This window comes from Gracilibacillus oryzae, from assembly GCF_009498735.1.
Taxonomy (GTDB): domain Bacteria; phylum Bacillota; class Bacilli; order Bacillales; family Amphibacillaceae; genus Gracilibacillus; species Gracilibacillus oryzae.
This window is the reverse complement of the sequence record NZ_ML762430.1, coordinates 203,149-215,134: the sequence shown is the minus strand read 5'-3', so window position 1 is coordinate 215,134 and position 11,986 is coordinate 203,149. Positions and strand designations below refer to the sequence as shown.

The following is an 11,986-nucleotide window of genomic DNA, read 5'->3' as shown; positions in this document are numbered from 1 at the left end:
TGCGCTTAGTATGTGCGTTCATCTCTTGATTATAGTATCGTTCGTATTTTGGGTTAACATTATTAGTTATGTCCCGGACTCTTCTATCTTTTCTGCTTTTATTAATACTCCATCAAAGTTAACACATCGTAACCATCTAGCTTATCACGGCCGTTCAAATAAGTCAGTTCAACTAAGAAAGCACAGCCCACAACAATTCCGCCCAGCTGTTCCACTAATTGAATCGTTGCATCAATTGTCCCGCCTGTTGCTAAAAGGTCATCTGTAATTAAAACACGCTGACCTGGTTTAATCGCATCTTTGTGAATCGTTAAAATATCTTTTCCGTACTCTAAGCCATAATCCACTTTGATTACTTCCCGTGGTAATTTTCCTTCTTTGCGGACAGGTGCAAAACCGATTTCCAGGGCATAGGAAACAGGACAGCCGACAATGAATCCACGTGCTTCAGGACCAACGACGATGTCAATTTCTTTTCCTTTTGCATATTCCACAATTTCATCTACTGCTGCTTTATATGCAGGACCGTTATCCATCAATGTGGTAATATCCTTAAATCTTACACCCTCTTTTGGCCAATCCTCTACAACAGTAATATACTTTTTAAAATCCATAAACCATTTCCTCCTCAGGTTCTGAAGCACATGTTAATTGCTCTTTTATCCATTCTTTTAATTGTTTGTAAGTAGAATAATACAGTGTTTCTTCTACTATCATTTGTTTGTCCATTTTTTGATATAATGGCGATTCTGTTAAATCTTTCTTCACAGGATTATTTGTTGGCACAATCCTCGCACCTTCTCTTGTCAGAAAATCCAATTCATGGAAAACCTGAAACATGAACTTAATCTTTTCCAGCTTCCAGCCTTTATATTCAGCCAGTTTCGGGGCGTCTGTTTTGTAATCAAAATATTTTCTTTTCAATATTAATTGATATAGCCACTTGAATTCGTCTCGTGTTGGCACTTTTTGAAAAAAGTAGCTGTCCGTTAATTGAAAACACGCATAAATACGGTTAATTTGCTTTCCTTTTAATACATTGCTCAACTCTTCTAATGAATCTGGCAGATCTACGAGAAAAAGAGCTTCAACTGTTTGATCCAACTCACTAAACTGCTCTGGAGATAAACTATCAACAGGTACATCTGTCTTGTTTTGAAAAGAGAGTGCATACTGATTTGAAATTGACGGATCCCATTGATTTTGCCATTGTTTCGAGCCGCGCAAATCAAATAACTGCCATTCGGTAATGGCTAAATCTTTCAAAAACAATTGTGGTTTTCGAATGCCATTCCATTCGTTCTCCTGTAATTCTACCACAGCTTCCAGTTTTGTATCTTTTGAAAGCTTTGTATACAAATCACCTAAGCCAAATCCTACTGAATCGATTTGCGACCCATCTTGATCAAATTTGATCTTCAAATGATTTTTAGTTGCACCAATTTGCCTGATATCCACAGGCATTGCATTCACATGGAATAATGGTTTGGGATTTCCCATACCAAAGGGTGCTAATTGATTCAATGTCTGCAATACATCAAGATCAATATCTTTTAAATCAATGGAAGCATCAACCGTAAGCTGCGGTTTGAAATCTGCTTCTGTCAGTTCCTGTTTTGCTATGTCGTCCAATTCATCACGTAATATAGAAACATTATCTGAAGGCAAGGTCATTCCTGCCGCCTGAGCGTGTCCACCAAAATGGGTAAACAAATCCTTATGTTTCATACAGTTCGTAAACAAATCGAAGCCAGCGATACTTCTTGCAGATCCTTTGGCACGTTGTGTTTCAGGATCAATTGTCAGTACAATCGCCGGCCTGTAATATGTTTGCACAAGTTTTGATGCAACAATCCCGAGCACACCCTGATTCCAGCCTTCCTGTGCAACAACTAACACATGCTGGTTGTCCAGATCGCCCGCTTGTTCTAATTGACTAATTGCTTCTTCTGCAATATCTGCAACAATTTTTTGCCTTTCTTTGTTTAAATCCTGCACATATCCAGCTAATTCCTCTGCTTCTTCCGGATCATTTGTCAATAATAAATCAACTGCCATATTCGCATCTTGTAATCTGCCAACAGCATTCAACCTTGGTCCAATACGAAAGCCGATATCCTCTTCTGTAACGTTTCGGTCAATGGCGCATTGTTTTTTTAGTGCTTTTATGCCGATTCTGTCCGTATTTGAGATTGCTTTTAAGCCGTGATGGACCAATACTCTGTTTTCGCCATGCAGTGGCACAAGATCAGCAATTGTCCCAATTACAACAAGGTCAAGAAATTGTTTAGGAAAATAGCCTAGCAGATATGTTGCAAATTGAAAAGCAACTCCAACACCTGCCAACTCTTTAAAAGGATATTGATCCGCACATTTTGGATGAATAATGGCAAGGGCATCTGGTAATTCCTCTTGCACTTCATGGTGATCTGTAATAATCACATCTATTCCTAAATCATTGGCCACCTTTACCTCTTCTATTCCTGCAATTCCATTATCGACTGTGATAATTAATTGAAATCCTTGCCTGTGAGCTTCTCTGAACGCTTCTTCGTTCGGTCCATAACCTTCTGTAAACCGGTTCGGAATATAATAGTCACACATTGCTCCTTTTTCTCTTAATGCTTCAACCATCAAGGTTGTGGATGTGACCCCATCGGCGTCATAATCTCCATAAACAAGTATGCTTTCTCCATCGTTAATCGCTTGCTCAATTCGCTTTGCCGCAATGTCAATGTTATGGAAAAGTTTCGGATCATGTAATTGTTCCAATGATGGATGAAGAAAAGCTTCCACTTCTTCTTTCGTTTTCCACCCTCTTTGGGCTAATAACTGCTTGACGACGGGGGATAGTGACATATCCTCTAATTGTTCTGTATCTGCATGCTGATTCTTATATGTGAAAATCCAATTTGATTGACTGGCTAACATAAATTCACCCCTGACTCACTTATTATACAAAAGTGTGCCAAGGGTAGCAAACAGAATTATGATTTTGTTTCATCATTTTCGATGATTTCCACTGTATCTGCTTCATGTTCCTTTTCCTGTGAATCCATATCAATAATGTGAGAATCCTCTGCTTTCAGTGCATTATTCTCTTCTTTCAGCATACGAAGTTCCCGTTGAAGTCTTATTAATCGAAAAATTCCGACAGCTGCTGTAATAACAGCACCCATTAAAACAGAAAATAAAATGACCAGAATTAAAGGAGCCTCTCCAGTACCGAATAAATAATTCACTTCAACTGGGTCGACATTAATGACAGCAAATATTGCAATAACGACAGCAAATACGACAGCTAAAATTATATATGTCTGACCTCTCAACACTATCACCTCTTTTTTAACTATCGTTCCCTTTTCCTCTCATCGTAAAACAGTATTTTTATTGACTTCCACTGAAGGAATCTTTTGGAAGTTATACATATATTCGTACACTCTCTGACTATGTTAATTTTCAGGGGGCACGGTTTCAGCTTTTGTCCAAGAAAAAAAGCAAGCGGGGAACTGGATTGTTCCTCACTTGCTCCTGTATTTATACTTGTGGACCGTCATTTATTTTTTTCTCTTTATGGACAATTGGTTTATCCTGAATCGATTTTCCTCTCCATACAAGCCATAGTTGGGCTGCGATGAATAGAGATGAGTACGTACCTGCAAATAAACCAATTACTAGAGCGAACGAGAAGTTAGTAATGGACGATGCACCGAAGACTAACAGCATAACAGCAGCAAAAATAACCGTAAGTACTGTATTAATGCTTCGTGCCAGTGTTTGCATTAAACTATGATTCACAATGGAAGCAAGCTCTGCAAATGATTTGACTTTTTTCTTCTTCTTCAGATTCTCCCTGATCCGGTCAAACGTAACAATCGTATCATTGATGGAATAACCCACAATCGTTAAGATTGCTGCACTGATCGTAATGTCGAATTCCAGCCTTGTAATACTGAAGAACGCAATAATGAAAAAGGCATCGTGCAATAATGCTAAAATAGCAGTTAATGCTGAATAAAATTCAAATCGGATTGTTACATAGATAATAATCCCAATAGAAGCATACAGTACAGCTAAAACTGCATTCTTTGCTAACTCTTGTCCAATTACCGGTGATACCGTGTTAACTGTTGGCGCACTACCGTATTTTTCCTCAAAGAATTGTCTGACTTCTGCTACTTTATCTTGTGTAAGTTCCGTATCGAATCTGGAAACAGCAATATTGTTATTATCACCAGATAATACAACAGGTGCACTTGGACTTAATCCTAATTCCTCATAATCTGATTCGATTTGTTCCACCGTTAAGGATTGGTCTGCCAACACTTCCACACGTGAACCTTCCGTAAAATCAATCCCCACATTCAATCGGAAAGCAGCTAAAGAAATCACACCGAGAATTACTAAAATAATCGATAAACCGAAAAATTTCTTACGGTGCTTGACAAAATCAAACTGACGGCCAAATACTGTCGGCTCGACTTCTTCCTTACTGTTGATATCAACAATTTGATCTTTCTTTACACCAAGCCAGCCTGGTCGTTTGTTTAAGAAATTACTGTTCACCCAGAAGCTCAGGAACAGGCGGGAACCAAATACAGCTGTCACAAAGCTCAGGACGATACTGACAATCAACAATGTCGCAAACCCTTTGACAGAACTTGTACCAAAAATAAATAATACACCCGCCGCAATTAATGTTGTGATATTGGCATCAAAAATTGTGGACAGGGAATGCTGATTACCTGCTTTAAAGGCAGCTTTGACCGACTTGCCTTCCTTCAGCTCTTCTTTAATCCGTTCATATGTGATGATATTGGCATCGACTGCCATACCAACACCGAGCACTAAGGCGGCAATACCAGGCAATGTGAGCACACCATTCATTAACTGGAATACTAACAGCACCAGATAAATATAGATACTTAATGTGATTGTTGCAATAATACCAGGGAATCGGTAATAAAAAATCATGTAAACGAAAATCAGCAATACACCTAATATACTTGCAAATACTGTTTTCTCTAACGCCTGTTGGCCAAATTGCGCCCCTACAGATGTTGAGTACTCTTCCTCTAAATTCACAGGTAAGGAACCTGCATTTAAAATATCTGCGAGTCTATCGGCAGATTCTACAGTAAAATTACCAGTAATCTGAATATCGGTCGTTCTCAATACTCGATCAAAGCCAGGTGCTGAAACAAATTTCGGATCTGCCTTTTGAATTTCCTCTTGATAAGAATCGCCTTCTTCATAATCCATCCAAATAACAATTCTATCTTCCACTTCGGAATTCAACAGTTCTTCTGTCACATCACCAAACAAATCAGCATTTTTGAATTCCACTGTTACGATCGGCTCATTTGTATTCGGATCAAAGCTTTGTCTTGCACTGCCTTCTTTAATGTCACTACCATTTAAGTATTCTTTGTCATTTACATCACGAAATGATAAGGACGCTGATGTTGCCAGGAGGTCTCTTGCTTCATCCTGATCCGTAACACCTGCGAGCTGAACCCTGATTCGATTAGGTTCTTCAATATTAAAGCTAGGTTCACTAACTCCTAATGTATTGACCCTTTCTGTTAGGATTTGGACAGTGGATTCCAGCACTTCTGTTGTCACTTCTTGGTCTTCATCTAATGGTTCGACTTCATAAAGTACCTCAAAACCACCTTGCAAATCCAAGCCTAAGTTTATTTTATTTGTTACATTTGTAAATGTCGTACCTATCGTTGCCCCTAATATTAACACAATTAGAAAAAAAGCAACGATTCTACTTCTTTTAACCATTTGTAAAGCCTCCCTAATTTAAACAAAACAACAACATCATTTATTTTACTCTTTTCCGAACAAAGCTTCAATAGATTCCTGTAAACTTGTATCCTGAAATGACTGTTGTGTCAGATAACTCATATATGTATTGGAATGTAAATGCAGAATATCCTGTACTACTTCAGACAGCCTTTTTTCCGGATCCCCTTTCCACACCTTCTGAACAAGACATTGCCAGATATTATCAGCAGTTGCTTTGGAATAATCTAATAATCTGAATTCGTGTACTTTACTGTCGATCACATCTGCTAACTCTGATTTCCATGCCGAAACTAGTCTTTTTTCACACATTGGATTTCCTCCACTCCATAATGTTGTTTCCTTTTATTTATTTTTTTATTTGGTCATGCTTGTCTCCTGTCCATGCATATACTTCATTGTATATGAAAAATTTCCATTTGAGAAGGTAGGTCTGGTAATGTGACCAAACAAAATTTTTTAAAAGGAACCATTATCCTTATTATAGCAGGCATGATTACAAGATTTCTCGGGTTTATCAACCGCATTGTTGTGGCAAGAGTAATGGGCGAAGAAGGTATCGGTTTGTACAATATGGCTCTGCCGACATTGTTTTTAATGTACACGATTTCCCAAATCGGTCTGCCTATAGCAATTTCTAAACGTGTCGCCGAAGCAGATGCAAAAGGTGATACCAATAAAATTAAACAGATTCTTATCATATCACTCAGCATCACCATAAGTCTCAGTCTGGTTTCATCTGTTCTTATGTATCTGATCATTCCCTATATTGCGACAAACCTTCTTACAGACAGCCGTGTTTACTATCCAATGCTCGCCATTATCCCTATCATCCCTATCAGTGCAGTAGCAGCTGTTATCAGAGGTTATTTCCAGGGCAGACAAAACATGAAACCGCAGAGCTTTGCCCAGGTAATTGAGCAAATTGTCCGAATTGCCTTTATTATTATCCTTGTCCAGATCTTTGCACCATACGGACTGGAATATGCTGCAGCCGCTGCGATGATTGCTGTTATTATCGGAGAAGCCGTTTCTCTGTTCTATATGCTGCATATGTTCCAAATTAAGAAAAGGATTAAGTTAAGAAAGAATGCCTTTCAATATATCCGCACAGGCAGAAATACATTGAATCAGCTGATGTCGATTGCCTTGCCAAGCACAGCAAGCAGAATGGTAAGCTCTGTTGCTAATTTTCTTGAGCCAATTCTTGTTACGCAAAGTCTTGCTATCGCGGGTTTTCAAACGGTTGTGGCAACCAAAATGTATGGTGCACTAACTGGCTATGCCATCCCGTTACTTTTTTTGCCAACATTTATCACCCATTCCCTTGCTGTTGCGCTTGTTCCAAATATTAGTGAGGCGGAAGCAAGAAGCCACAAGAAATTAATTCATTATCGAATTCATCAGGCTGTCCGCCTGTCGTTTGCTTCTGGTGCCATTGCTACCGTTATCTTAACATTATTTGCTGATGCTATTTTAATGTATATGTATGGGACAACCAATGCCAGTCTTTTCTTAAAAATTATGGCCCCATGCTTCTTGTTTATGTATATTCAGTTCCCGCTAAATGCTGCACTGCAGGCATTAGACCTTGCGAAACAGGCAATGTGGAATAATATTGTCGCAACCGTAATTAAATTTGTTGTATTGATCAGTCTGACAACCAATCCGCAATTCGGGATTTATGGAGCAGCGATTGCGATGTGTGCAGGAGTGATGCTTGGGACAATCTTTCACCTTGTTACATTGTTCCGCCATATCAAATTTGTTATACCTTATCTCATGATCTTTAAAATGATCACACTTGTTGGCCTGACTTTCTGGTTAGGATGGCTCCTGATTCGTCTATTTTCCTTCCAAATGGACCATATTATCCAGTTTATCATTATCCTGATTGTTCTCTTACTGTGTTACATTCTGTTCTTATTCTCGTTGAAGTTTATTAGCAAAGACGAGTTGAAACAGTTACGAAGAAAATAGCACCTGCGAATTGACGTGGCTTTTCGTTTTATCAAACAGATGACTTATAGAGTAAGAATGGTGCACCTATAAGAAAATCAAAAAACGCTTGGATCTGCAACTCCAGGCGTTTATTAATTGGTTATTTCATTTTTTCTGTCAATATACCATTCATTTTTATGATTGAGTGAACAGAAGGATACTTCCTTAAAATGCTGAAAGCCCCTGCTTTCTATCTGCTCTTTCAACCATAGCCGGTCTTTCTGTAATTGTTCGAGGGCATGAAGTTGTACATTGCCATCAACGATTAAAGGAAGTACGAGTCCATTTATTTTATTCCCAGACAATCTGCTCCCCTGTTTACCCTTTTCAATAATCGATAAGCTCCCTGATGGTTCTAAGATAGCATATTCCACTTCATTCAAGCTTTCTGTGCCATTTTCACGCAATTGCTGCATTAAATCATCAAAATTAAACCGGTTCTTCTTCATCTGGTATTCATCTATTTTTCCCTGGGAAATGATAATAGCTGGTTTCCCATCAAACCATGAACGAAATAACGGGCTTTTTAATGAAAGCCAAGCCGTGAATCTCTGAATAATCATCAGTAGAGCCATTGGTATTAAACCATATCCGAAAAATGTTTCAAGATCTTCTATCGTTATGACAGCAAGCTCTGCAATCATAATAAAGACAACAATATCTAATAAACTGAGTTCGCCTATTTCCCGTTTTCCCATCAGGCGGAAAATAACGACAACAGCAAAATAATAGAACAATGTACGTAAAATTAGCATGATAATATCTTCAAAGGGCATTCAGTCACATCCTCGACATGATGATGTGTTTAGCTTATCCAGATTTTATCCGCTTATTCTACAGTGATTGCTGGTATGGCAGTAAATAGCGGATATACACATAAACAGTAGTGATGACAAGAGACAGCAATACAATTGGCAAACCATACAGCATGTATTTGACAAAAGGAATACGTTCCCCTTGTGCTTCTGCTAAACCTGCGACAACAACATTGGCAGAAGCCCCGATTAATGTGGCATTTCCACCTAAACAAGCACCTAAAGCAAGGGACCACCATAAAGGATCAAGGTTACCCATTCCATATGATTGAAATTCCTGAATCACAGGTATCATTGCAGCTACAAAAGGAATGTTGTCAATTACACCTGAGAATAAACCTGATGTCCAAAGCAATAGTAATGCAGTGTACATCATATCTCCTTCTGTCAGCCACATGATTGACTTTGCCAATTCATCAATGACACCAACTTCTTCAAGACCGCCAACAAGCATAAAAAGTCCGATAAAGAAAAACAATGTCACCCATTCCACTTGTTCAAACACTTTCTCTGTATCTGTTTCCTTTTCACTTATCAGCATCAGCAGAATGGCACCACAAAGAGCAATGATCGTCAAATCAATATGAAGCACAGGATGCAAAATGAAGCCCGTAATCGTTAAAGCTAAAATGGCTAATGACTGGTATAGCAGTGGTGTTTTATTTAAATAATGGCCTTCTTTCATTCTCATCAATGTCTTTATATTTTCCTGATCAATTGTTTTTAAATGCTTTCGAAAGATAAATGTTAATATAGTAATAGAAAGAACAAAAATAATCATAGCAATAGGTGCTGTATGCACTAAAAAAGAGACAAAAGTCAAATGAGGAACAGCTTGGCCAATCATAATATTTGGCGGGTCCCCGATAAGGGTTGCCGTTCCGCCAATATTTGAACTGATAATAATCGTAATTAAATAGGGAAAGGCAGGTAACTTTAATAATTCTGTTAATGTTAAGATCACTGGAACAAACAATAACACTGTCGTGACATTATCTAACAAAGCGGAACCAAATGCTGTCAGGACCGCAATACCAACTAATAAAGGGATCGGCTTTCCTTTTACTGCTTTGGCTAATAAAATGGCGATATAGGAGAATACACCTGTTTTCTTTGTGATAGAGACTAAAACCATCATAGCAAAGAGCAATGCTACTGTACTCCAGTCAACATACTCTGTGATCGCTGTTTCCCATTCATAAATATCTGTTAACAGTAATAATAATCCTCCAGCCAAAGCTACAAGAGCACGATTTATCTTTTCGGTCATAATAAAAATATAACTTACAATAAAAATAGTAATTGCCACTGTTACTGCCAAATACCTCACCTCTCCACAATCCATGTAATGTTGACAAGCTATACTATCATCTATATTCATCGATAAGATAACTATTCAAAAAAGCAGTCTTCTAAATTCGAGGGACATGCATAAATACATATAGAGAAGTTTTTCTTGAAGGGAGAAGGGAGAAATGAAAACAGCGGTTAGTATTCTATTTGGCTGGATTGGTATTATCGGTATCATGTTCATTTCAAGTGTTGTACTGGCATTACTTATGCGCTTTACTTCATTAGGTGAATCCACACTGGAAATGGCGACACTGTTGATCAGTTTTCTTGCTTTATTTATTGGCGGTTTGGTTGCAGGTTTAAAAGCCAAACATAAAGGAATTTTTGTTGGCGCAATCACCAGTCTGTTTTTTACTATTTTCGTTTTCTTTTACCGTTATTTAGGGCTTGATGCCGGATTTACTGTTGTCCAGTTTGTCCATCATGCAGCATATTTACTTTTGGCAATGATTGGTGCGATTATCGGAGTCAATTTATCCGGTGGAGAAAAAGAAGCTTCCGTTAACTAGAAGGAACAAAAAAACACGCAGCTGCTTATCCAAGCGTCTGCGTGTTTTCTAGTTTTATTCTTTTAGAGTTGCTCTGTTACTTCACGGACAGCTGATCGATCATATGTAACCTTTGTGCCACCTTCTGTAATTAAAACAATTCTATCTTCGTCTATTGCGTGGACAGTTCCATGAAAACCACCGATTGTTACAATCTTATCGCCCTTTTTCAGTTCTGACTGCATTTGACGTACCTGCTTCTGTTTCTTCTGTTGTGGTCTGATTAAAAGAAAATAGAAGATTACTACCATAAGCAGTAATGGTGCAAGTGATACTAACATTTCCATTTTGTATTCCCCCCTTTACTAGTTAGAAGTTCTTTGCATTAGGTTTATTGAAACCATATTTTTCAAAGAATTCATCCCTGAAATCTCCAAGTCGGTCTTGCATAATCGCTTCACGAACTTGTTCCATTAATTTTAACAGAAAATATAGATTATGATAAGTCGTAAGCCTGAAACCGAACGTTTCATTTGCTTTTACAAGGTGACGGATGTACGCACGTGTATAATTTTTACAAACATGGCAATCACAGTTAGGATCTAATGGTGAAAAATCACGGGCATATTTGGCATTTCGCACAACTAAACGTCCTTCTGATGTCATACACGTTCCATTGCGGGCAATTCTTGTTGGCAGAACACAATCAAACATATCAATCCCGCGAATCGCACCATCAATTAAAGAATCCGGTGAACCTACTCCCATCAGATATCTTGGTTTGTCTGACGGCAAAAGTGGTGTCGTAAACTCTAAGACACGGTTCATCACATCTTTCGGCTCACCAACGGAAAGCCCGCCAACTGCATATCCCGGGAAATCCAGTGATGTTAAATCATTTGCACTTAACCGGCGCAGTTCTTCATATTCTCCACCTTGCACAATACCAAATAACCCCTGGTCCCCTTTACGCTCATGTGCTTCCAGACAGCGCTCAGCCCAACGGCTGGTCCGTTCAACTGATTTCTTCATATAATCAAATTCAGCAGGATATGGTGGACATTCGTCAAATGCCATCATGATATCAGCACCTAAAGCATTTTGGATTTGCATTGCTTTTTCAGGTGACAAAAATAATTTCTCCCCACTTAAATGATTACGAAAATGAACACCTTCTTCTTCGATTTTACGCAAATCACTTAAACTGAAAACCTGGAAACCGCCAGAATCAGTCAGGATCGCACCATCCCAATTCATAAATTTGTGCAAACCGCCAGCTTCTTTGACAATATCATGTCCAGGACGAAGCCATAAGTGATAGGTGTTTGATAAAATCATATTCGCACCCATCTCTTTTAATTCTTCCGGACTCATTGTTTTTACTGTAGCAAGAGTTCCTACAGGCATAAAAGCAGGTGTATCAAATGAACCGTGCGGTGTATGAACTTTCCCTAGTCTTGCTCCTGTTTGCTTACATGTTTTAATATGTTCATATGTTATTGCTGTCATATTCCT

11 protein-coding genes are annotated in these 11,986 nt (G+C 38.5%); 2 read left to right on the top strand and 9 right to left on the bottom strand.

Annotated elements, in window-relative coordinates:
- Positions 1 to 101: 101 nt before the first annotated feature.
- From F9U64_RS11525 to F9U64_RS11505, 5 genes are all read right to left on the bottom strand, one after another.
- Positions 102 to 614, bottom strand: a complete 513-nt coding sequence (locus F9U64_RS11525) for an adenine phosphoribosyltransferase (protein WP_153403526.1) — start codon at positions 612 to 614, stop codon at positions 102 to 104.
- On the bottom strand, positions 604 to 2,931 hold the full coding sequence (gene recJ / locus F9U64_RS11520) for a single-stranded-DNA-specific exonuclease RecJ (RefSeq protein WP_153403524.1): 2,328 nt from the start codon (positions 2,929 to 2,931) through the stop codon (positions 604 to 606). Before recJ ends, F9U64_RS11525 begins: the two co-directional genes overlap by 11 nt.
- Before the next feature lie 56 nt (positions 2,932 to 2,987).
- A complete protein-coding gene (locus F9U64_RS11515) occupies positions 2,988 to 3,329 on the bottom strand; it encodes a LapA family protein (RefSeq protein ID WP_153403522.1) in 342 nt (113 codons plus the stop codon).
- Between the two features lie 208 nt (positions 3,330 to 3,537).
- Positions 3,538 to 5,793, bottom strand: coding sequence for a protein translocase subunit SecDF (secDF, locus tag F9U64_RS11510; protein ID WP_153403520.1), 2,256 nt, complete (start codon positions 5,791 to 5,793; stop codon positions 3,538 to 3,540).
- A 45-nt stretch (positions 5,794 to 5,838) separates the two neighbouring features.
- On the bottom strand, positions 5,839 to 6,126 hold the full coding sequence (locus F9U64_RS11505; protein ID WP_153403518.1) for a post-transcriptional regulator: 288 nt from the start codon (positions 6,124 to 6,126) through the stop codon (positions 5,839 to 5,841).
- Between the two features lie 129 nt (positions 6,127 to 6,255).
- Here F9U64_RS11505 and spoVB point away from each other — a divergent pair, with 129 nt between their 5' ends.
- On the top strand, positions 6,256 to 7,794 hold the full coding sequence (gene spoVB, locus F9U64_RS11500) for a stage V sporulation protein B (protein ID WP_153403517.1): 1,539 nt from the start codon (positions 6,256 to 6,258) through the stop codon (positions 7,792 to 7,794).
- Between the two features lie 113 nt (positions 7,795 to 7,907).
- Here the strand turns inward: spoVB and F9U64_RS11495 are convergent, their stop codons facing one another.
- Together F9U64_RS11495 and F9U64_RS11490 are read right to left on the bottom strand one after the other, a co-directional pair.
- The gene (locus tag F9U64_RS11495) at positions 7,908 to 8,591 is read right to left on the bottom strand and encodes a DUF421 domain-containing protein (RefSeq protein ID WP_153403515.1); all 684 of its coding nucleotides are present in this window, start codon (positions 8,589 to 8,591) and stop codon (positions 7,908 to 7,910) included.
- A 58-nt stretch (positions 8,592 to 8,649) separates the two neighbouring features.
- Positions 8,650 to 9,951, bottom strand: coding sequence for an ArsB/NhaD family transporter (locus tag F9U64_RS11490; RefSeq protein ID WP_153403513.1), 1,302 nt, complete (start codon positions 9,949 to 9,951; stop codon positions 8,650 to 8,652).
- Between the two features lie 154 nt (positions 9,952 to 10,105).
- Between F9U64_RS11490 and F9U64_RS11485 the strand changes: the two genes are divergently transcribed.
- Complete coding sequence (locus F9U64_RS11485; protein ID WP_153403511.1) at positions 10,106 to 10,492, top strand: TIGR04086 family membrane protein; 387 nt, start codon at positions 10,106 to 10,108, stop codon at positions 10,490 to 10,492.
- Between the two features lie 62 nt (positions 10,493 to 10,554).
- Here F9U64_RS11485 and yajC read toward each other — a convergent pair whose 3' ends face one another.
- Positions 10,555 to 10,818, bottom strand: coding sequence for a preprotein translocase subunit YajC (gene yajC / locus F9U64_RS11480; RefSeq protein WP_153403509.1), 264 nt, complete (start codon positions 10,816 to 10,818; stop codon positions 10,555 to 10,557).
- A gap of 22 nt (positions 10,819 to 10,840) precedes the next feature.
- A complete protein-coding gene (tgt, locus tag F9U64_RS11475; protein WP_153403507.1) occupies positions 10,841 to 11,980 on the bottom strand; it encodes a tRNA guanosine(34) transglycosylase Tgt in 1,140 nt (379 codons plus the stop codon).
- Between the last annotated feature and the right edge of the window lie 6 nt (positions 11,981 to 11,986).